The organism is Gracilimonas tropica DSM 19535 (assembly GCF_000375425.1).
Lineage (GTDB): Bacteria > Bacteroidota > Rhodothermia > Balneolales > Balneolaceae > Gracilimonas > Gracilimonas tropica.
In genome coordinates, this window is sequence record NZ_AQXG01000003.1 from 401,859 (window position 1) to 424,853 (window position 22,995).

16 protein-coding genes are annotated in these 22,995 nt (G+C 44.4%); 9 read left to right on the forward strand and 7 right to left on the reverse strand.

The window, feature by feature from the left end:
* Nucleotides 1-272: 272 nt before the first annotated feature.
* On the forward strand, nt 273-1,604 hold the full coding sequence (locus B151_RS0108260; protein WP_020403150.1) for a sugar MFS transporter: 1,332 nt from the start codon (nt 273-275) through the stop codon (nt 1,602-1,604).
* Between the two features lie 21 nt (nt 1,605-1,625).
* Here the strand turns inward: B151_RS0108260 and B151_RS0108265 are convergent, their stop codons facing one another.
* The 4 genes from B151_RS0108265 to B151_RS0108285 all read right to left on the reverse strand — a co-directional run bounded on the left by B151_RS0108265 (nt 1,626) and on the right by B151_RS0108285 (nt 8,899).
* Complete coding sequence (locus tag B151_RS0108265) at nt 1,626-2,465, reverse strand: hypothetical protein (protein ID WP_020403151.1); 840 nt, start codon at nt 2,463-2,465, stop codon at nt 1,626-1,628.
* A 68-nt stretch (nt 2,466-2,533) separates the two neighbouring features.
* Nucleotides 2,534-3,334 carry a carboxylesterase family protein gene (locus B151_RS0108270; RefSeq protein WP_020403152.1) on the reverse strand — a complete coding sequence of 267 codons (801 nt, stop codon included), beginning with the start codon at nt 3,332-3,334 and terminating at the stop codon, nt 2,534-2,536.
* A 408-nt stretch (nt 3,335-3,742) separates the two neighbouring features.
* Nucleotides 3,743-7,219 (reverse strand): methylmalonyl-CoA mutase family protein, encoded by a 3,477-nt coding sequence (locus B151_RS0108280; protein WP_020403154.1) that lies wholly within the window; start codon nt 7,217-7,219, stop codon nt 3,743-3,745.
* A gap of 99 nt (nt 7,220-7,318) precedes the next feature.
* A complete protein-coding gene (locus B151_RS0108285; protein ID WP_026166573.1) occupies nt 7,319-8,899 on the reverse strand; it encodes an Ig-like domain-containing protein in 1,581 nt (526 codons plus the stop codon).
* A gap of 224 nt (nt 8,900-9,123) precedes the next feature.
* On the opposite strand from B151_RS0108285, the gene B151_RS0108290 reads away from it, so the two are divergent.
* From B151_RS0108290 to B151_RS0108315, 6 genes are all read left to right on the forward strand, one after another.
* A complete protein-coding gene (locus B151_RS0108290; RefSeq protein ID WP_020403156.1) occupies nt 9,124-10,431 on the forward strand; it encodes a COG3014 family protein in 1,308 nt (435 codons plus the stop codon).
* Nucleotides 10,432-10,442: 11 nt separating this feature from the next.
* Complete coding sequence (locus B151_RS0108295) at nt 10,443-11,486, forward strand: LPP20 family lipoprotein (RefSeq protein WP_020403157.1); 1,044 nt, start codon at nt 10,443-10,445, stop codon at nt 11,484-11,486.
* 10 nt (nt 11,487-11,496) lie between these two features.
* Nucleotides 11,497-12,102 (forward strand): penicillin-binding protein activator LpoB, encoded by a 606-nt coding sequence (gene lpoB / locus B151_RS0108300; RefSeq protein WP_040516773.1) that lies wholly within the window; start codon nt 11,497-11,499, stop codon nt 12,100-12,102.
* 78 nt (nt 12,103-12,180) lie between these two features.
* Nucleotides 12,181-13,605, forward strand: coding sequence for a nicotinate phosphoribosyltransferase (locus tag B151_RS0108305; protein ID WP_020403159.1), 1,425 nt, complete (start codon nt 12,181-12,183; stop codon nt 13,603-13,605).
* Nucleotides 13,583-14,197, forward strand: a complete 615-nt coding sequence (gene pncA / locus B151_RS0108310) for a bifunctional nicotinamidase/pyrazinamidase (protein WP_020403160.1) — start codon at nt 13,583-13,585, stop codon at nt 14,195-14,197. Before B151_RS0108305 ends, pncA begins: the two co-directional genes overlap by 23 nt.
* A 1-nt stretch (nt 14,198) precedes the next feature.
* A complete protein-coding gene (locus B151_RS0108315) occupies nt 14,199-15,290 on the forward strand; it encodes an NAD(P)/FAD-dependent oxidoreductase (RefSeq protein WP_020403161.1) in 1,092 nt (363 codons plus the stop codon).
* Here the strand turns inward: B151_RS0108315 and B151_RS0108320 are convergent.
* The 3 genes from B151_RS0108320 to B151_RS0108330 are packed head-to-tail and all read right to left on the reverse strand — an operon-like array spanning nt 15,273 to nt 19,497.
* On the reverse strand, nt 15,273-15,629 hold the full coding sequence (locus B151_RS0108320; protein ID WP_020403162.1) for a hypothetical protein: 357 nt from the start codon (nt 15,627-15,629) through the stop codon (nt 15,273-15,275). The two genes, B151_RS0108315 and B151_RS0108320, sit on opposite strands and share 18 nt — an antisense overlap.
* Before the next feature lie 45 nt (nt 15,630-15,674).
* Entirely contained in the window at nt 15,675-17,183 is a 1,509-nt protein-coding gene (locus B151_RS0108325) for a DUF5723 family protein (protein WP_245550379.1), read from the reverse strand.
* A gap of 25 nt (nt 17,184-17,208) precedes the next feature.
* On the reverse strand, nt 17,209-19,497 hold the full coding sequence (locus tag B151_RS0108330) for a hypothetical protein (RefSeq protein WP_157470791.1): 2,289 nt from the start codon (nt 19,495-19,497) through the stop codon (nt 17,209-17,211).
* 442 nt (nt 19,498-19,939) lie between these two features.
* Between B151_RS0108330 and lysS the strand changes: the two genes are divergently transcribed.
* Both lysS and B151_RS0108340 read left to right on the forward strand, forming a co-directional pair.
* The gene (gene lysS / locus B151_RS0108335; RefSeq protein WP_020403165.1) at nt 19,940-21,487 is read left to right on the forward strand and encodes a lysine--tRNA ligase; all 1,548 of its coding nucleotides are present in this window, start codon (nt 19,940-19,942) and stop codon (nt 21,485-21,487) included.
* A 133-nt stretch (nt 21,488-21,620) separates the two neighbouring features.
* Nucleotides 21,621-22,847 (forward strand): ABC transporter permease, encoded by a 1,227-nt coding sequence (locus tag B151_RS0108340; protein ID WP_020403166.1) that lies wholly within the window; start codon nt 21,621-21,623, stop codon nt 22,845-22,847.
* Nucleotides 22,848-22,995: the final 148 nt, after the last annotated feature.

Sequence of the window (22,995 nt, forward strand, 5' to 3'; positions counted from 1 at the left end):
ATTCAATGGTAATCCAGAGGACTTAATTCGAGCTGAAATGAACAGGATTTATTATAGACACCTTTACTGCCAAGAGTATTTAGTTCTGCTTAAGAAAAGCCTCATCTATACAAGCATTTTTGGGTTGAGATGTTAGCAACTCAACTATCTTTCAATATTGATATTGTTAACTCATCTGAGCTTGTATTACATTAGATCCCAATATTTTCCCCGATAGCATCTCAAGTTGAGATCATGAAATAAGTTAATAAGTACCAACTTTACTTTATACAATGGCTGATCAAAACAAAACGTACCGCTCTGCTTTCATCGTCGTAACTGTTTTATTTTTTATGTGGGGATTTATCACCGTATTAGTAGATGCGCTCATTCCCCGCCTTCGTGATGTTTTTGAGCTTTCTTATTTTGAGGCCGGTTTGGTGCAATTTTCCTTTTTTACTGCTTATTTCGTGTTTTCTATCCCCGGTGGTGGTTTGATCTCTAAGATCGGCTATAAAAAAGGAGTGGTTGTGGGATTAATCACAATGGGAATTGGCTGTTTACTTTTTTATCCCGCAGCATCCTTCCGAATATTCCCGATATTTTTACTGGCAATGTTTGTGCTGGCGGGAGGAATCACCATCTTACAAGTGGCTGCCAATCCTTATGTAGCTGCACTCGGGCCGGAAGAAACCTCTTCGAGCCGCCTTAATTTATCGCAAGCTTTCAACTCTCTTGGAACTACCATAGCGCCCCTGGTAAGTGCCGCTTTTATCCTGAGTTCTACCGTAATGAGTTCAGCCGACGTAGCCACACTCCCCGATGCCCAACAAATGGCTTATTATCAGGCGGAAGCAGCAGCCGTACAGGGCCCCTTTTTGGTTTTGGCAATGGTTCTAATTGTTTTAGCCATTGCCTTCGGGTTATTTAATCTTCCCAAAATTCTGGAGAGCCGGGAGAATAAAAGTGGAAGCTATGCGGCGGCTCTCCAGATCAAACACCTAATGTTTGGGGCAGTCGGTATTTTTGTTTATGTGGGAGCTGAAGTTTCAATTGGCAGCTACTTGGTCAACTACTTCCTGCACCTGGATATAGAATCTTTGGTTGAAGGAAGCCCGGCAATGGCTGCTATTGCTTCCGGCCTTTCCACCATTTTTTCGGATACGAATCTCAATGATATGAATGCTTCTCAACTGGCCGGGACTTATGTGTTCTTTTATTGGGGAGGAGCAATGGTTGGCCGTTTTATCGGGTCAGGACTTTTGCAACGGTTTAAAGCCGGCAGTATGCTGGCCATCTATTCCGGATGTAACATCTTCTTACTTTTCATTAGCATGAATACCGGGGGACTTATTGCTTTCTGGGCAATCTTGAGTGTCGGCCTTTTTAATTCTATTATGTTTCCCACCATTTTTACACTCGCCATCAAAGGCATTAAGGAGAATACGGCCCAAGGTTCGGGAATTTTATGTACCGCCATAGTTGGCGGTGCCATTATACCTCCACTCTATGGAGCTATGGCCGATCAATTTGGGCTTCAGTTGGCTTTAATGGTGCCAGTGATGTGCTATTTATACATTCTTTGGTACGGAAAGGCAGGCTCTCAAGTTGATCTTAAGGCATAAAAAAATGCCGGATTTCATAAATCAGTTATTCTGATACAATGCAATGATCCCGGGATAACTAAGCCCGTCCAGCATATCTCTGCGGTATAATTCTTGAAGAAATTCCTCGGTTACTCCATTACTGTACAGTGCTATGATCCCGGAATATGAGATTTCATCGAGGTAGTCGATGCGGTTCAGCGTTTGGATATATTCAAGTGGAACCCCGTTGGAGTAAAGAGCGATAGCTCCGGTATAGTCGATTTCATCCAGGTAATCCAATCGGTTCAAGCCAACCAGATAATCAGCATCTACACCGTTTGCACTCAAAGCAATAACAGCGGAATAAGAGAGGTCATCCAAAAAATCGATACGACTCAAAGTTTCTATGTATTCAACAGGTACACCATTCGCTTTCAGGCCAATCACTGCCGTGTAATCCAGCTCATCAAGGTATCCTAACCTACTCAGGCTTTGCAGGTAGTCAAGCGAAACGCCATTTTGGTACATTGCATTGATCTCATCAGCATTGGGTGATCCGTTAAGATCAAGCTGTTCCACGCCTTCCATAAAATCCAAAAATGCGAAGCTGGCTCCCTCTTGTTGTATGACCTCTTCCGCCTGTGTGCTATCTCCCACAAAACCGATGTTTTGGAAGGGCTGCCAGTTGAAATACCAAAAAAAGGCGATCACCATAAACACAGCGATCACTATAGCATCTCTTTTTCTGGTAGAATGCTGTTTCGGTTCAAACTGTCCTGACCTGATATCATATGTACCGGTGTCAGCACCTTTGACCTCAAGATCAGGTTCCTGTTCCGGATCATTGTTATGGAGATGATTTTTTATCCCCTTTCGGTATTTATCTTTTGATGATGACATAAGTTAAAGGTATTAAAAACGGCAACCTTCTGATCACTTTTTTAACGAATAAAATGCACGGCCGATATTTAATCTGAAGTCACCGGCTCTTTTTCTCTTTTTTGATCGAACAGCCAGGAGATCATGTGTTGGTCTGCATAAGCTCTCACCCAGGAACCATGTGTGACATCCGGATATTCTGTGTAGCCGGGTTTACCTCCTTCAGCACGCAGTGCATCTATCATTTCCCTTGAAAATTCAGGCTCTACCACATCATCCAAAGCCCCGTGAAAAGCCCAAATTGGAATTTCTGATATGCGATTTGCTTTGCTGAGATCTCCCCCGCCACAAACCGGAACTGCCGCTGCCACTTTTTCCGGGAAACGCTGAATATATTCCCACGTGCCAAAACCACCCATCGATAATCCCGTCACATAAAACCTTGAGGTATCGACAGGGAGCTCTTGCATCAGCGAATTCACCAGAAGGTCTGTTTGATTAAGTACAGAGGTCATGGAATCACTCCATGTTTGATCTAAGCTTCCATCCCACCGAATCACTGACCAGCGTTCTTCGGCTCCTGCTTGCGGAGCCACAATAAAGGCCGGATATTTTTCCAGGATATCATCCCGCACAAAATTCCATATTCCATTCGTCAACTGTCGCTCGTTGTCATCACCACGCTCCCCGGCTCCGTGCAGGAACAGAATTAATGGATACTTTTCCCCTTCTTTCAAATCCGGTGAAAAGAGCCGGTAATTCAATGTATCGCCGCCTTGCTGAAAGGTGTGATATTCAAATTTATGCCGAAGTGATGATTCATTTTGCGCCATAAGCGTAGCTGTGAATAAGATCCAAAAAAATGGAGTGGTTAAGGCTGATAGTTTCATGCGGAGAATATAGCCAATTCCCAAGGATCTTTTAAGTCATACAGCAAGTCAAATTAGGACAGTTTTTAAATCGATCATTGGAAGTTGTAGTATCCAAATCGTATTACGAAGCCGGACGTTAGGAGGAATAAAAGTCCTGGAAGGACGACCGAAGGTAGCTCCTGAATTTATTCAGGGGTAAAAAATTGAAGATCAATAATCCCGCAGGGATGGCCCGACCTTAAATCCATTGGATCATCCCTGCGGGATTCACATCCTTGGGGGCGATTTCCACCACGGATTGAAATCCGCGGTTACATTCTTCCATCCCTTCGGGATTCACGAGAAGCTTCGTTAAAGAAATGAATTGGTTACTCGAAATTTCATCCATCGATCTATCAAAAATCCAAAAATCTGCTTAATCCGCGATCACATACTGCGGCGGTATTGCCCACCTACCTCATATAGCGCATGTGAAATTTGCCCAAGCGAAGCCACTTTCACCGTTTCCATGAGCTCCTCAAATAAATTGCCGTTGTTGCGGGCTACTTCTTTGAGTCGCTGAATGGCTTTATCTGCATCTTTCTCATTGCGTTTCCAAAAAGACTCCAAATTCTCGATCTGCTGTCGTTTTTCTTCTTCCGTTGAACGGATGAGGTCGATCTCTTTCTCTTCTTCCTCTCCTCCATTTTCTTTCTGGAAGGTATTCACACCAATAATGGGCAGTTCGCCGGAATGCTTTTTGGATTCGTAGTACAACGATTCATCCTGAATCTTCCCGCGCTGATACATATTCTCCATCGCACCCAACACGCCGCCACGCTCGGTGATGCGATCGAACTCGGTGAGGATCGCTTCTTCCACCAGATCCGTTAGCTCTTCGATGAAATAGGAACCCTGATTGATGTTCTCATTCTTGGCCGTTCCCAGCTCTTTATTGATGATCATCTGAATGGCCAGTGCACGTCGAACTGATTCCTCCGTTGGCGTTGTGATTGCTTCATCATAAGCATTGGTGTGCAGCGAGTTACAGTTATCATAGATCGCCAATAACGCCTGTAAAGTGGTGCGGATATCATTGAACTGGATTTCCTGCGCGTGCAGCGACCGACCACTGGTTTGAATATGGTATTTCAGCTTCTGAGATCGGGAATTGGCTTCGTATTTGTTCTTCATAGCCACCGCCCAGATTCGTCGTGCTACCCGACCGATCACCGCATATTCGGGATCCAATCCATTACTGAAGAAGAAAGACAGGTTATGGGCAAAGTCATCCACATCCAGTCCGCGGGCGAGGTAATATTCCACAAAAGTAAATCCGTTGGCCAGCGTGAAAGCCGCCTGGGTTATTGGATTGGCTCCGGCTTCCGCAATATGATATCCGGAAATAGAAACCGAATAATAGTTTCGAACCTTGTTTTCAGTGAAATAAGTTTGAATGTCACCCATCATCTTCAGGGCAAATTCGGTAGAGAAAATACAGGTATTCTGAGCCTGATCTTCTTTCAAAATATCGGCCTGAACGGTTCCACGAACTACTTTCAGCGTGTCTGATTTGATCTCCTCGTAGGTTTCCCGATCCACCAAATTATCTCCGGTGATGCCCAGCAGTCCCAATCCAAATTCATCATTTCCTTCAGGAATCTCATTGCTGTATTCAGGTTGAGAAACACCGCGTTCTTTGAAATAGGCTTTGATCTTTTTCTGAGCCGCTTCCCACTTGCCGTTTTCTTTTAGATAACGCTCTACTTCCTGATCTATGGCTGTATTCATAAACATCGCCAGGATCATCGGCGCCGGACCGTTGATGGTCATCGAAACCGAAGTTTTTGGAGACGTGAGTTCAAAACCGGAATACAATTTCTTCATGTCATCCAGCGTACAAATGCTCACTCCGGAGTTCCCGATCTTGCCATAAATATCAGGTCGGTAACCGGGATCTTCGCCGTAAAGGGTCACGGAGTCAAAAGCGGTAGAAAGTCGAGCTGCTGGCATCCCTTCACTCACGTAGTGAAATCGTTTATTGGTCCGCTCGGGCGTTCCTTCACCGGCAAACATTCGGGTTGGGTCTTCTCCCTCCCGCTTGAATGGAAACACGCCGGCCGTGTATGGGAAATATCCGGGCAGATTTTCCTTCAGGGCAAACTTGAGCTGATCCCCTTTGTTCTTGGTTTTTGGAAGTGAAACGCGCGGGATCTGCAATCCACTTAAAGATTCGCGATATAACTTATTTTTGAAGGTCTTATCGCGGATCTGTACTTCAAAAAATTCCTGCTGATATTTTTCGAAAAGCTCATTCCACCCTTCTAAAATTTTCTTTGGAAGTGAATCGAGTTTCGATAGCCAGTGCTCTCTCATTTTGGAGAGATTATCCTGCATCACGGCTTTCTCGTCGGGATTCCAATTCTCAAGCTGTTCAATAGTTCCGGAGACCTGATCGAGCTTAGAAGCCACTTCGGTTTGTTCTTCTACCCACTCGTGATAATCCCGAACGGTGTCAGATATCTCAGATAGATACCGAACGCGTTTTCCAGGAATGATCGCTTGCGCCTGAATGTCTTCCGCCGGCTTTGAATTGGTGTAGATCTTGGTTTCCCACCCAATTTCATAACGAGCATTAATGCGATCTACCATCGCTTTGAATAACCGGTTCACACCTTCATCATTGAACTGCGCGGCGATGGTTGGAAAGACGGGCATGTCTTCCTGCTTGGCGTGCCACTGTCCGGTATTTCGGATCATCTGCTTTCGGATATCTCGCAGCGCATCCAGCGAACCTTTTTTCTCAAATTTGTTCAGCACCACTAATTCGGCAAGATCCAGCATGTTGATCTTTTCCAGTTGGGTGGCGGCTCCGTATTCACTGGTCATGACGTAGATTGGAATGTCGGTGTATTCCACGATCTCGGTTCCGCTCTGACCGATACCGGAAGTTTCCACGATGATCAGATCAAATCCGGCGGCTTTGTATAACTCAATCGCTCCCAATAATCCTTTACTCGTAGCACGATTGGAGGCGCGGGTGGCCATACTGCGCATAAAAACGCGCTCGGTATCGATGCTGTTCATGCGAATTCGGTCGCCCAACAACGCTCCACCGGTTTTTATTTTGGAAGGATCTACGGAGATGATACCGATGGTCAGATCTTCAAATTCAGTCAGAAATCGTCGTACTAATTCGTCAGTCAGCGAGCTCTTTCCGGCTCCACCGGTTCCTGTAATTCCAATCAGTGGAATGGTCTTATCACTGATCTCGATCTCTTTCTGATCCCCATCCAGCAGTTTACCATCTTTGTAAGAAAGCACCTCACTTTGTTCATTCTCGATGGCCGTGAGTGCCCGGGCCAGCTGACCATTTTCCCGTTTGGCTAATTTCTTTAAATCCGGTTTTGAAACGGAGATCGGGTCAAAATCACATTCTTCAAGCATGAAGTTGATCATGCCCTGAAGACCCATTTTACTTCCATCTTCTACGGAAAAAATGCGGGTTACGCCCGCTTTGTGGAGTTCTTTGATCTCATCGTCCACGATCACGCCGCCACCGCCGCCAAATACTTTGATGTGTCCGGCTCCATTTTCTTCCAGCAGCTCGATCATATATTTGAAATATTCTACGTGTCCGCCTTGATACGAACTGATCGCAATGCCCTGTGCATCTTCCTGAATGGCACAGTTCACAATTTCGTGTACGGAGCGATTATGCCCAAGGTGAATAACTTCAGCCCCACTGCTCTGCAGGATCCGACGCATGATATTGATACTGGCATCATGGCCATCAAACAGGCTGGCAGCTGTCACAAAGCGAATCTTATGCTCTGCTTGATAGGGTTCCTGCACGGCATTCTTTTTATCTGATTGCGCTGCAGCTTTTTTAGTTGGAGATGTTGATGGTGTTTCTACCGACATAGTTTAATTTCTTGATGTTTGGAAGCGGTTCCACAAGATACAAATTTGAATAAGGATTTTCGATGGTATTATTCAGTCCATCATTAACAAAACAGATTTTCATTCAAAAGAAATCCGTACGCCTGAGGTAAATCCTTCGCTTACTTTCAAACTTCTTTGTACGTAATAAGGTTCTGGGGCTTTATATGGAACAACGGTTCCTTTGTCCCATTGGCGGTTATCATTTTCATCCCTGAAGATAACGAGTGTGTACGTGAAGGGTGGTAAATTTTCAATGATTCCGGAGTTTCTCATCTCCCGGGATGCCATTAGGTTTTGATCTTCATCATAAAGATGAACGATATGTGTAGCCGTAGTATCTGTATTTTCAAGGGTAAGTTCGATCTCACCATATTCCGTGCTGTCCCAGACCTGGGGTTCAAATAATGTTCTTCGCTGTGATTGGGGATTCCACACCAAAAACTGATACTCCACCCCTTCGATCCATTCTCCCTGCGGTTTAATGAGGAGCGTATTTTGTTCTACTTCCATAGCCGGCCAGTCTTCAAAATCCACATCTCCTTCTATGACCACCGTTGAATCAAGGATCTCCGGTTGTTCGATCGGTTCAGCAAAGGTGACCCTGAAATCATCCTTTTGCAAAAGCCCCTGTTCCCCATTCGTCCTTATGATACGTTGTTGAGTCGTGTCTTCCTGAGCCGTACCTGTGAAAGCAAAATCCCGGGTTGATACCGAATTTCCTGCAAGATCCGTAAATCCGGCGGTATTAAGCCGGTAGTCCGTATTTTCTTGCAATGGCTCTTCCGTTTGGGCAAAAATAACAAATGGCTCTTTAGGTGATACATATAGCGGATAGGCTGTCGTATAACGATTGCCTAAAGAATCAGTAATAATGACTTCCGCATCCATTCCGGTCTTCATATCCTCACTATATCGTAGGCGCATCCTGTTCTGTGAAAACAATCCAACTCCCTGCAAATTCGGAGCAATGGAATCTGTTCGGGAGATATACAGTACATCCATTGTATCTTTGCCTGCTTTCTCCAGTTCCACAAACTCACGATTGAAAGGAAAAGCCGCTTCTATTTCCCGCTCCCATTGTTTATTCCGGTTTCGGTCATCTGCTGCAATAACTTTATATCGTCCTTCTGCCAGGTAAGAGAATTCAAATTCACCTGCCGTATCTGTTTGGGCATAGTAATTGGCACGTTTGGAGAAATCAGCCGGGGAGCGATAGAGCAGTACCGACTGCCCTTCGGCAGAACGTCCGTCATTTGCATTACGAATCTTTCCTTGTAGAGTCCCGCTGTCGATCTCACTACCGGTAGAAACGGCTAAAGTGACCGGACGGCCTAAATTGTTACCATGTGTATCAGAAATTTCGGTTCCCAATTTGATAAGGATCGTAGTGGAATCGGGAAGCTCTTCTTCAAAATTAATATTCATTGTTTTGCGATCCCACGAAATGGAGTATTCAATTCCAAAATCAGGTTCTACGGTAAGAGCGTTTCGAACTCCGGCCCTGTCTATAAATTCATCGAAATGAAAGCGAAACGTTCTTCTATCAAAGTTTATAGTTCCGGTTTCAGGTTCCGTACTCAGCACACGCGGGCCGGTCGTGTCGCCGGGGCCCCCGGTGGGTGGTTTGGGAGTAGCACACGAAGTTAAGATAGCTGCCAAAATGCTTAAGAATAGAACGAAGTTTCTGATGTTCAATCCGCTGTAATTAATTTTTATCGAAAATATAGAAAATCTGACTGCTTAGCACATTTTCAACTTTAGTATGATGTAAAGTTTAGGCTCCAACGAATTGTAAAGAGATAAAAAAATTCCTATTTATACTTTATTGATTCGCGGTACAGCTATTTTTCAAAAAGAGTCTAACTTTTGAACCATTTTTCAGCATGAAGCAACTGACGGGGGCCATCGTTTTCCTCTTTCTTTTATCAGGATGTGCAGCCTACAAACTTGACAGTGCACAAACACAATTGCGCAATTCCTTTGCTTCGGGAGACTATGAGTCTACGGCAGAGCTGATCGAGACGCTCGACCAAAATGAGATCTACAAAAGTAAAGATCAGGTATTAGTAAATCTCGAACATGGGCTTGTCAATCATTTTGCCGGTAATTATGAGAGCAGCAGTCAATACTTCACGGAAGCCGAAAACGAGATCGATGATCTTTTTACCAAAAGTGTAACCCGTGCCATTCAATCATTTGCCGTAAACGATAATGCCCTTGCCTACGACGGAGAAGATTACGAGGATATTTACCTGAACGTATTTAAGGGATTGAACTACATCCATAGGGACGAACTGGAAAGCGCCCTGGTCGAAATTCGGAGGGTATCCTATAAACTCGGACAGCTTGACCAAAAATACAATGGATTGATAGAAGCCTTATCTAAAGCGGATACCACCTCCACCGACAAAGATAAATGGAAAACGGGTCAGACTAACGTGCAGAACAGTGCCATGGGCAGGTATCTTTCCACCATCTTGTATGCCAAAACCGGCAAACCCGATGATGCCCGCATTGAGCTTGAAAACCTTTATAAAGCCTATCGGGAGCAGCCATCCGTATATTCATTCAAAATGCCCGGCGATGGAGAATTAAGAACACTCACCGAGCCCGATTCATACAATATTCTTATCCAGGCTTTTGCCGGACGTGCCCCCATCAAAAAGCAAAACGATATCCGCTTTTATTTTGATGAAACCGATACCTACCTGAAATTTTCCCTTCCAACGCTGCACACTTATCATTCAAGAGTTCGTAACATTCGGGTGAAAGTAAATAATAATCCTCCAAAAGAACTGTATTTGGTGGAGGAGATGGATCAGGTTGCCAAAGAGGTATATAAAGTTAAAGAACCCATTATTTATGCTAGATCGCTGGTCCGTGCAGTCCTAAAAGCAGGAGCCGCCGAAGGCCTCAAAAATAGAGCAGCAAAAGAAAGTGATGCACTTGGCATCGCTGCAAATATTCTTGGCAAGATCGCTCAGGAGACTACCGAAAAAGCGGATCTGCGAAGCTGGCAGACTATGCCCGGGAAAGCCTACTCAACAGTACTTAACCTCCCCCCTGGAACGCATCAGGTAGAAGTACAATATCTGGATGCATCCGGACGGATCATCAACCGAAGTGCTGAGGAGGTGCATATCGATGAAAACACGAAACTGGAACTTGTGGAATCAATTTTTTGGAATTAAGAATACGACCTATGAAAGCAATTAAATCATTCATACCCTTATTTGCGGTGAGCCTCTCTTTTTTATTTGGAGGATGTTCATCTTCTAAAAATGCATCCGGGAACCGTTTACCGGATTGGGTTCTGAATCCCTCCCGTGAATACAACGAACAACAGTACCTGATGGCCGTAGGATCAGGCAACACCTTAAATGATGCCCGTTCTGATGCTTTTGCCAACCTATCCCAGATCTTTCAGGTTGAAGTGGATGCGGAACAAAATCTATACACGGAAGTCATTGATCAGGATATCAATAACCGCATTTACTCTGAAAGCACATCGGAATTATTGAATAACGTCCGGCTGGGGACAAACCAGGAATTGATGAACACCACGATCCTTGACTCCGAGATCGATGCCAATGGAACCTATTATGCCCTGGCAGCCATGGACCGTTCCGAAACTTCCCGAATCTACAGCCAGGAAATATCCAATAATGAGATGCGCATCAACCGCATCGAAACAAATGCAGGGGAGGAAACCAACATCCTGCAAAAACTAATGCTACTGACCCAGGCACGCTCGCTGGCAGCAGCCAATGTGGTGTTGACAAAACAGCTCAATATTATCCGTGGTGGTGCAGGAACCGGAGATTTTGCCACACGGACTCATGCCCGTCTCCAGGAAAAAGTCAGAACGGTTCAGCAATCAGCCGGGGTCACAATAAATTCCCGAAATGCTACAGAAACGGTTCGATCGGCGGTAGCTTCGGTGTTACAGGATGCAGGCTTCAACATCACCGGCAGCAACGGTGATGCGATCTTATCGGCAGCAGTAAACTTTCAGAGGCAACGGGCAGAACTAAACCGCGATGATGCTGAATTTGTGAAATGGGAACTGGTCATAACCCTGCAGGATCTCGAAAGCGACCGTTCCTTTCAAACTTTTATGGCCGAAGGACGCGATGGTGCCCCCTCTTATTCCGATGCATTGAAAAGGGCTGATTTTTCGGCAAGGAACAAAATCGAAAAGGATTTTTATACTTTCTTAAACAATGAATTAATGAAAAATGAATAAACCCAGACTCATGAAATACTCTATATCCAGTTTCCTTATTGTTGTATTCCTCCTAACCGGATGTGGCCCCTCTCAACAGGTAAGCCGTGTTTCATCCGACACCCAAACCGACCTTTCCGGCCGCTGGAATGATACGGATGCACGATTAGTGGCCGAAGATATGATCAGTGGAGCCGTATCCAGTGCCTGGCTTGATAATTATAATCAGCAAAATGATGAACCTCCTGTGGTGATCGTAGGCAGGGTTCGGAACGAAACCATGGAACACATCGATACGGATGTGATCACCAAGGAGATGGAGCGGGCCTTCATCAACAGTGGAAAAGTACAGGTTGTTGCCAGCCAAAGTGAACGGGAACAACTGCGTGAGGAACGACAAGACCAGCAAAGTTTTTCTTCCTATGAGTCCGCCAAGGCCCTTGCCCAGGAACTCGGGGCTGATTTCATGTTGATCGGAAATATTTCTTCCATTATGGATGAATCCATCGACGGCAAGGAAGCCGCCATCTTTTACGATGTAAACCTGGAGCTGATAGATGTAGAAACAAACCGGAAGGTTTGGATCGATAATAAAGAGATCAAGAAACTGATCGAACGTCGTCGACTTCGCGGATAATTTGTGTACCTGATCCGATCTTTGAATTTTCACCAAAAGGCTTTCTCACTTTAAGGAAGCCTTTTTTATTTTCCCGATATGATTTTACAACATCCTGCACTTTATACCGATCTTTATGAGTTAACCATGGCTCAGGGCTATTTTCTGTCCGGAAAACACGAACAACAAGCCAATTTTGATTATTTCTTTCGAAAGCTGCCCTTTTCGGGTGGTTATGTGATCTTTGCAGGCCTGTCGGATCTGCTTGAGTTGATCGAGAGCTATTCATTCACGGACGATGAACTGCATTATCTGCGGGAACAAGGTTTCAGAGAAGATTTTCTGGAATATCTCAAAACCTTCAAATTTCAGGGATCTATTTATTCCGTTAAAGAAGGCGAAGTGGTGTTTGCCAACGAGCCGATCGTACGGGTAGAAGGCAATATCCTGGAAACTCAGCTTCTTGAAACTATTTTACTAAACACGCTGAATTTTGAGTCGCTGATAGCCACAAAAGCCTCCAGAATTGTTCAGGCCTGCAATGGCCGGCCGGTACTTGATTTTGGCTTGCGCAGGGCACAAGGCCTTGGCGGTCTTCAGGCTTCCAAAGCTGCTGTTATAGGAGGAGCTAAAGGAACCTCGAATGTGATGGCAGGCCATCTTTATGGAACTCCCGTCAGCGGGACGATGGCTCACTCCTGGATACAGTCTTTTGAGGACGAACTTACTGCGTTCCGTACATACGCCCGTTTTTATCCGGATAACTCCATTTTACTGGTTGATACTTACGATACCCTGAACAGCGGACTTCCCAATGCTATAAAAGTGGCTAAAGAATTGGAATCCGAGGGACATAAATTGAAAGCTATACGCCTTGATAGCGGCGACCTCGCCTACCTTGCACGTAAAAGCAGAAATATGTTAGACCAGGCCGGACTCGATTATGTGCAGATCGCCGCATCCAACCAGCTGGATGAACATGTGATCAAGAGTCTTATGGATCAAAATGCTCCCATAGATCTATTTGGCGTTGGAACGAAACTGGTTACTGCTTATGATGATCCTGCCCTTGATGGGGTATATAAACTCAGTTCCGTCAATGAAAAACCTTCAATAAAGATCTCAGACAATGAAGAAAAGATCACACTTCCCGGCTCAAAGAAGATCATTCGTTTTCATAATGAAGACGGATCATTTAACAGCGACGGTATTTTGTTGGATGATGAATCAAATGTAGACGAGATCTTCCACCCCTATATCTCTCACCAATCCCGAAAAGTCAAAGAGTTTGAAGCCCGGGAACTTCTTCACAAAGTAGTTGATGGAGGAAAAATATCTGCCAACATACCCGCTGCTGAAGAAAGTGCGGAATATGCTCAAAAACGTCTTTCTGAACTAAATCAGGAACATAAACGCTTTGATAATCCACATATTTATAAAGTGGGCCTAAGCAAGCAATTACTGAAACTGAAAGAACAACTCATCGAAAATCACCGATCCAATGAAAGCTTTATTAATCGTTGATATTCAAAATGATTTCTGTCCGGGCGGAGCACTTGCCGTTCCCCATGGAGATGAAGTCATTGAGCCAACCAATGCACTTCTGTCAGAATTTGACTGTGTGGTACAAACGCAGGACTGGCATCCCTCCGATCACCTTTCCTTTGCTTCAAATCATACAGAAAAGGAACCTTATGAGACCATAGAAATGGAGTACGGAGAACAGGTACTTTGGCCCGATCATTGTGTTCAAGGCACAACCGGTGCTGACTTTCATCCAGATCTGAAGACGATTCCCTCCCAGCTTATTATTAGAAAAGGATTTAGAAAGCATATCGATTCTTATTCTGCCTTCTTTGAGAATGATCATAAAACTGTTACAGGACTGCATGGTTACCTGCAAGCAAGGAATGTTAATGAGATCTACATCACCGGATTAGCGACCGATTTTTGCGTGAAATGGACTGCGCTTGATGCCCGAAAACTAGGTTACGCCGTTCATGTTGTAGAAGATGCTGTCAGAGGAATTAATATGAATGGGTCTGTTGATGCGGCTTTCGATGAAATGAAAACCTCCGGTGTAAATATCGTTCAGTCAAAACAGTTGAGAGGATAATTTGAGTTTTAACCACATTTTTGATCATGTCGTACTTGGCGCCGGTGTTGCGGGGCTTGCAATCGCCAAAGCTTTGCAGGAAAAAGGCCGATCTGTTTGCCTTATTGACACACGGGATATTGCCGCCGGAGCTTCCGGAACTCCTCTTGGATTGATCAATCCCGCAACCGGACGTTATGGAACTAAGGTTTGGGGAGCCAAAGAGTGCCTGAATGCCGTAACCAAAGATCTGGAAGAAATACAGGAGAAATCCCCCACTCCGTTTTTCAAAAATACCGGGATCCTGCGTCCGGCTCAGGACAAGGAAATGGCGGAACGTATGCATGAAAACGTGCATAAATACAATTGGCCTGAAGGCTGGTGCGAATGGCTTGACCTTGAAAAAGTTCAGGAGATCAATCCCAACATCCATTGTGTTGATGGAGCCATGTGGCTTCCAAAAGGACTTACAGTTAACGTAGAAGCATACCTGAAAGCAAAGACCAGGGTTTTGGAATCAAGAGGATTAAAGGTCAAAACCGGAAAATCCTATCATATCGAGACCGGACAAAAAACGACAGTATTGAAGTTTGAAGATGGAACAGAGATTGAGGCGCTTTCCCTGATCTTTACATCCGGCCATGAAACATCAGATTCGAAATTTTGGGATTTTTTACCTCTTCACCCCATAAAAGGACAAGTGGCAACCTTTGAATCTCCCGAAGCCGACCGTTTTGATTATTCACTCTCAGCCCTTGGGTATATAGCTTCCATCTCGAACTCCAGATTTGTGGCCGGCAGTACGTATGAACATCATTTTGAGGATATTGAACCTGACGAAGATGGATTGAATTACCTCAAAGAAAGACTGGGAGGAGTCTACCCTGCTCTGTTCAAGAATGCAGCCACAGTCGCCCAATGGGCAGGTGTCAGGGCGTCCACTCCCAACCGTAAACCTTTTGTTGGGAGACATCCTGAAATCGATAATTTTTACGTTTTCACGGGTTTGGGATCAAAAGGGCTGATGTACAGTGTTTATATGGCGGAGATCCTGTCTGACCATATTTTGAATGCGTCTGCATTGCCCAAAGAAATATCAGTCGGTCGTATATAATTCATCGCTGGCCCGGTATTCCCCTTGTTCATTCACAAAAGCATTACTCTTTATTTTATGCTTTTCAAGCTGTTTGATGCGATAGCGAATGTATTTCTTTTTCTGAGGTGCTTTTTTATCCCTAAAAAGTAAGTTTATTTTGAGCCAGGCATTCAGTTCATCTTCCTCTTCCCCATTCCAAACGGCTGAAACCAAACGATCCACTTCTGTTTTATAATTATTTGAAGAGAATCTTTTCACCAGATAAGCCATCCCATAGCTTAAGGGAATAGCAAAGATGAAAGCGAATATCTCATAAATAGCAAAGCTCGTCATAGCATCTGATCTTTCAAATGCCATAACGAGCTTTTAAGTTCAAAAATTCAGTATACCTGAATTATTTTATCAGAACCGAATGACCAATCCACTCCAGGCAGCTCCGATCGAGGCACCTCTTTTCTCTGAATTAGACACCGATGAAGCTCCCACAGTGAGCTCAAAGTTATTGAAATCGAGCCCAATACCGGCTGAATATGTAGTGGAAGAATATCCTCCAACTCTTGTTCCAACCCGAAGAGGAATGAAACCAAGAACTTTATATTGAGCACCTAAGCTAAGCGTACTTCGGTCTGAATTGAGACCGTTGGTATTGAATCCAACACCATAATCAATGGCAACCAATAAATTCCCAATTTCAAGAGAAGTCCCAAAGTTGAACATGGATGGCAGGCTGTATTCGATTCCGCTAATGCCCTGAGAATTGAATTGTCCATATACATCATTCTGAAGGCTATCCGACAGATTATCGAAGTATGAATCAACGGTTTCATCCTCACCTATTCCTTCATAAGTGAAGGTTCCGTCAGCATACACGTCAGATGCATCTTTGTTGAAATTCAAGCTACCAAGATCAGTAAATGACATGGAAACCCGCAGCTTCTTGTCTTTTTTCATGAACAACGGAACAGGCAGTGAAGAAATATCCAGTTCTGCGGTCAGGCCGAAATCAAGTCCAAAGCCCGTAGCTTGAGCACCGGCCAGATCATCACCAAGGTCGCCCGCATCCACATAGTCGCCTAACTCGGCATCACTGTTCTGATTGTAAGCCGCTTCGAATTCCTGAAGCTGACGAGACAGTACACCAATGGTTTGCAGGTTGTAGTTAAACTCATGCGTGATGTTATACTGACTGCCATACTGAGGGTCGTTCATCGTCAAAAATGAATTGAACTGAAGATTGGCAGTATAAATACCATGCAAATACTTTGGCGCAACACCGGCAAAGATCTTGACATCGTCAACAAACGGCAGTTTTGGAATAGGAATGAAATCAAGTTCCCGTGCATAGCCAAAAGAAACTTCGGCAAAAGCAATGGTATTTGAGCCGAAGTTGATGGGTGTGCGTGTTGAGAACTTGTCCGAATCCAAACCATAGGTCAGCAATTCTGCCATCCCTTTGTTGATCGTGAAGTCTTCCGTAATTCTCATACGAGAAGCCACACTGAATGCCTGTTTGGTTCCGCGGTATGAAACTCCGACCGGAGACATGCTAAAAGTTGTGGAAAGATTTCGGGTATTCTCCGGATTATCCCCAAACCACTCAGCGAGCATGTTGGTACGGGTATCACCAGCTATCAATTGCCCGGTTGTCAGGTACTTATTGTACACTGCAACATTGGCTAAGTCGCCACCTGTCTTGAGCCCAAAATTGAGCAGTCCAACTTCTACATTGGCACGATGCATTTCCAGCATCAGGTTTGCAGGGTTTACGAAATTGGCATTGAAACCACTCATATAGGCAGTTCCCCCACTCCCCATAGCAATGGATTGCGAGGTATAATGACGTGACTGCGAATAGGCCGTTACTGATGTCACTCCAAATATGAGTAACAGAAGTAAAAGATTCTTTTTCATTTGTTTTAAAGCCGAGTAATTCATTTTAGTTTACCTCCGATTCAATGGTTAATTCTGCTCGAACCGACAGTTGGATTGAGTCGGTGGTACGCAACCTCACTTCTTCACCATCTTTGGTGTTCAGGGCTGCTGATATTTTCATATATCTTGTTTTGTAAAGCTGATCCAATTGAGAAGCTTCCAAAGCGATCACGGTTGAACCAGAGGTGGCAGCAGATGAAAAACCTGATCCGTCAACTTCTGCAGCCATCAAGCCAACATCTTCAATGCTGACCGGTGTTGGCGAAAGCGGATTATAGTTTTCATCCAAAAACATGATATCCAGGTTAAAACCAAGTGGTAAACCGTTTTCATATTCAATTACGATTCGCCCTTCAGAAATGCCGGAAGTACCTTCCTGGGTAGACGGCAGATCGGCCAGGTCTTGTGCAACCGTGTCGGTGTAGGTTGCAGCTTCAGGAGTAGAGAAAGCCAGAGGAATATCGATACTGATCTTAGGATCAAAATTAAGCGGATCGATGATCGTTGCTTCTTGCTCATCTTCGTTGATCACTGCTTTCCCGATAAAACGAATATCGGATGGCAGGTTATTCAGGAAATCATCGATGTTGGTGCCGTCCTTGTCGAATAAAATGGAACTTGTGATGTTATCTCCATTCGGATTCTCAGCCAGTGAAAACTTGATCATTTGTTCAGGATTCAGCGGCTCTCCGGGCCTGATATTCAACCCATTAATTGGATCGGTGCTGCTGACCGTAAAATCACCGGCTGTTCCTCTTAAGAATACCTGCTCACCATTGCCATTGGTTCCGACAAAAGCTCCATATATAGTAGTAGGAACACTTACATTCGTTGTGTAGTTAATGGAAAGGGTTGGGTTGGTAAAGTTCAGATTCTCAAGTTGACGGGAGAGCTCATCCAATCCGTCGATCTCTGTGATCTCTGCTTCATTATCATTGAAAAGAGATAGAACTTCATCGCTACCTTCGTCATCATTCAACAGTACAACTTGCTGCTTCACAATACCTGTTGCGCGATCGATCGTCAGGTTAGAGATTTCCACAGAAGAAGTAATGGACTGGTTTTCATTGATCACACGAATTCTTTCACCTGCGGGTGCATTCTTGGTATTCTCAGTCGATGAATTGATCTCATAAGATACCTCATTACCATTGGCACGAATCTCACAACCGGAAAGGTCAATGATTGCTTCGTCGGTTGAACTTGCCCTTTCAATTCGATTGTTGCCGGTGTAGCTGATGACCAACGGATCGGCACTGCTTACAAAAGGATTGCTTGAGGCTGCACTTGCCGGACAAGACTGAATATCTGTAAAGGTGATCACGAGATCGATATCAAATTCCAGCTGATTTTCGATGGGCGCGATGATGACCTCACCCGATTTTAACCGTACAAAATGGTTTGGATCATTAAACACGAATTCTTCATCGCTGAATGTTGCCGTACTGGTGGTAGAGAAATCTTGCTCATCCAGAGCGGCCTGTACCTGAGAGGCTACCAATCCATTTCCTACCACTGAGTTAACGGTAAGAGCGCCCGGATTGCTTGGGAAATTAAATGCATCCCAGGAAATCACGATCTCAACTCCTAAATTAACTAACCGGTCACCTTCTGTAAAAGCGATGGAGGCCGTTTGAGTTGCACCATCCACCAACTGATTGCCGTTCGCAGCGCTGAAGGTTGCAGATGCCCCGATCGCACTGTTTGTAACGGTGTCGATCACTTGTATTTCAGCTGTTTGGAAATCAAATCCTAAGGAGTTTTGAACTTCAATTTCCAGCACCCCGTCTTTGATGGTGGCACTTCGGAAGAAATCCGTATTGGCACCGATCGAAAGTCTTACCGGATTTGCGTTGTTATTACCGGCCGGGATAGGTGTTCCTGCAGGCACGAGGTTTGGATCCTGTCCGGTTACTTCCTGAATGTTCGCTTCACCCAAAGCTCCATCAGAAGAGGAAAAGTCGGTGATTTCAATTTCACCAACTTGCGACTCAAAAGAGGTTGGATCTACATTAATGGTTGGTATAGCATCATTTAAGTCTCCAAAGTCGAAATCTTCTTCTTTAGAAATAATGATAGAATTATCACTTTCTATGGTAAACAGGGAGTCCAAGTCAGAGCTGGTCGTATCGATCAAAGCTGTTGAATCTCCCATAAACTGAAAGCTCTTATTGTACATAAGTGGTGCTTCAACTTTATGGGAGGTCTTGAAATCGGGCTGTTTGGGAATTTCACATCCCACAAAAACCATAGTTAGTACTATCAGATATAGAAAGGGTTTCTGTATTTGCATTGCCGAGTAGTTAAATTTTATTGTTGAATTTGCTCCCGAATTAAAACCTAAAGTCAATTGAGGAAGTCGCTCAAATTATGAAGGATTCTTAACGAAATTAAATTAAAAATGATTTACACTTTAAAAACGCCTGATTATGCAGTGTTTTTTAAAACAGAGTTTCGAATCACCCTAACTTTCAGGGAGCACTTTGCAACGTTGTATTTTGGTGGCGAATGGTAATGAATTGCGCGAAGACATTCGTGAGAAACTATTCTCACTTCCCATGGGTACTTGTACCTATGGATAAGGTAAATTGTCTTCTTTCTATTTTCGGGTTTCTTTTAGTGAATGATCTGATAAGAGTCCGCCTCACTTTTTTTCGCATTCACTCACAATTCTCGGGGTAATTCGGTATTTTTAGGGCTTATCAGAATTTTGAACTTAATATTTATAACCATACATGTCTGACCAGGAATTATCTCTTTCGGAACAGGAAGCCATCCGTAGAGAAAAGCTTGAGCAACTACAGGAATTAGGAGTCAACCCTTACCCTTACTCGTACGAAGTCACTCACACGTCCAAAGATATTCTTAATAATGAAGAAAAACTTCTGAGAGACGAAGAGACAAACCCTGAATCGGAAGTCGTTAGCATTGCCGGACGAGTGATGGCCCGGCGTATCATGGGGAAAGCTTCGTTTTTTAACCTGCAGGATGCCGAAGGAACCATCCAGGTGTACATCAGCCGGGACGATGTAAAAACGGATGAACTTGGGACAGACAATTATAATAAGGTGTTCAAGAAACTCACCGATATCGGTGATTTTGTAGGTATCAAAGGATTTGTATTTAAAACCCGGACGGGAGAAACTACGGTTCACGCCCAGGAATTTGAACTGCTTTCCAAAACCATCCGGCCTATTCCTACCCCCAAAGAAGAAAAAACCGAAGATGGCGAAACCATCGTCCACGATGCCTTCACCGATAAGGAACAGCGCTATCGTATGCGCTATGTGGATCTGATCGTAAACCCGGAAGTGCGGGAAACCTTCCGCCGGCGTACGCACATGGTGCAGGTGATGCGCAACGTCATGAATGAGAAAGGCTACCTCGAAGTAGAAACTCCGATCCTGCAACCCGTTTACGGTGGAGCCGCAGCCAAGCCTTTCGTTACGCATCACAATGCGCTGGATATGGACCTGTATCTTCGGATCGCCAACGAGTTGTATTTAAAGCGTCTCATTGTAGGTGGATATGAAGGCGTATATGAGTTTTCCAAAGATTTTCGGAATGAAGGCCTCTCCCGCTTTCACAATCCTGAGTTTACCCAGGTTGAGTTGTATGTAGCATACAAAGATTACGACTGGATGATGGCATTCACCGAAAACATGCTGGAGAAAGTAGCATTGGAACTCCACGGTTCAACCAAAGTGAAGGTAGGAGAACATGAGATCGATTTTAAAGCTCCATGGAAACGAATTCCTTTGTTTGAGGCGATTGAAAAAGAAACCGGGCATGACTTATATGGAAAAGATCTGGATGAACTGAAGGCAGCTGCAAAAGAATTACATATAGAGATTGATGAGTCTTTTGGCGCTGGTAAGATCATTGATGAGATCTTTGGTGAGTATGTAGAACCAAAACTCATTCAGCCTACTTTTATCACCGATTATCCTATCGAAATGAGTCCGCTTACCAAAAAGCATCGCTCTAAAGAAGGATTGGTAGAACGTTTTGAAGCCATTTGTAACGGTAAGGAAATCGCCAATGCCTACACAGAGCTCAATGATCCTATCGATCAGCGAGAGCGGCTGGAAGAGCAAGCCAAATTGAGGGCAGGTGGCGATGAAGAAGCCATGACTATCGACGAAGATTTCATTCGGGCGCTGGAATACGGAATGCCTCCTACAGCAGGAATTGGAATTGGCATCGACCGGTTAGCGATGATCATGACAAACTCTGAATCCATTCGTGACGTACTGTTCTTCCCACAAATGAAGCCGGAATAATGTTAAACACCCAATTCCAAACTCCAATGACCCATTATGCGATCTAACACAGATTATATATTTGTCATGGTAATGGGATTTCTGATGGTGATTAAATCTGGAATTAGGTGTTTGCAATTTGGAGTTTCATCCTATGAAATTTGAATGGTATCTGGCGCTTCGGTATTTCAAGGGAGTTCGTAAGAGTTCGGGCTTTCTCTCCTTCATAAAATATATGTCGATTGCCGGAATAGCGGTGGGTTCAGCCGGGTTACTGATCGCTCTCTCCATCGTACATGGCTTTAAATCTACCATAAACGGCAAGATCATGGATTTTGCCCCACACATCACAGTAACTACGTTTTCAGAGCGGCCTATTCAACGTGTGGATACGGTTTTATCTCATTTAGACAAATATCCTGAGATCACCAATAAGCAAGTCATCATCCAGGGAGAAGTGATGATACAGACCAAAGATCAGGTGACCGGTACACGGCTTAAAGGGGTTGATTTAGCAGAGCCCCGATTTGGTATCAGCCGGTATCTTTCTAAAGGCACTTATGATCTTTCTGAAGATTCAACGGGACTGCCCGGTGTGGTGTTGGGTGCTCAACTGGCTCAGGAAATTTCTGCTGAAATAGGATCGGTCATTACCGTATACACCATTGGGGGAATTCCATCGATCATCAACTCTCCGGAGATCAAGCAATTCAGGCTCACCGGTATTTATGAGACCGGGATCGAGCAGTTTGATAATGTATTCGCCCTGGTTGGCCGCGAACATGCCCGCGAGCTTTTCGGATATCGGCAAAACCAAGCCGATGCCATTGAGTTGAGGCTCCAGGAAGGCATTGACATCTTTACTTTCAAAGAAGACCTCAGCCGTAAGCTCACCTTCCCCTATTACAATGAAACTATATATACCGTTTTTGGAAATATTTTTGCCTGGGTAGAACTTCAGGAAAATATGATCCCATTGGTGATTAGCGGGATGATCATTGTAGCTGCATTCAATCTCATCGGAGCTATTTTGATGATGGTACTTGAACGCACACGCGATATTGGGATCCTGAAGACGATTGGAAGTAAATCCAGGATCATCCGGCGTATTTTTATGATGGAAGGACTTCTGGTTGCAGGAGTGGGCTTGAGCATCGGCATCGCTATTTCTCTGCTATTCTATGTTCTGCAGGTCAACTTTCAGATCATACCGCTTTCACAGGAAAATTATTTCATGAAATATGCGCCGGTAGAACCTCACCTCATCGATTTCTTTTTAGTGACTGCCATAACATTTATTCTCTCCGCCATTGCATCCTGGTTTCCCGCCCGAATTGCCGCCAATACAGATCCTGTTAAAGTCATTTCTTTCGGAAGATAAATTCTACGAATGTCCATCATTCCGTTTCCCCGACAGGACTTTCTGTTTTATCTCAGAGAAACGGGGTGATGGACTTGAGCAAAGAGTACGTTCGTTTTCAACCCTTCTATTCTTTTATACCTATATACATGCCGGACTTAAATTTCAC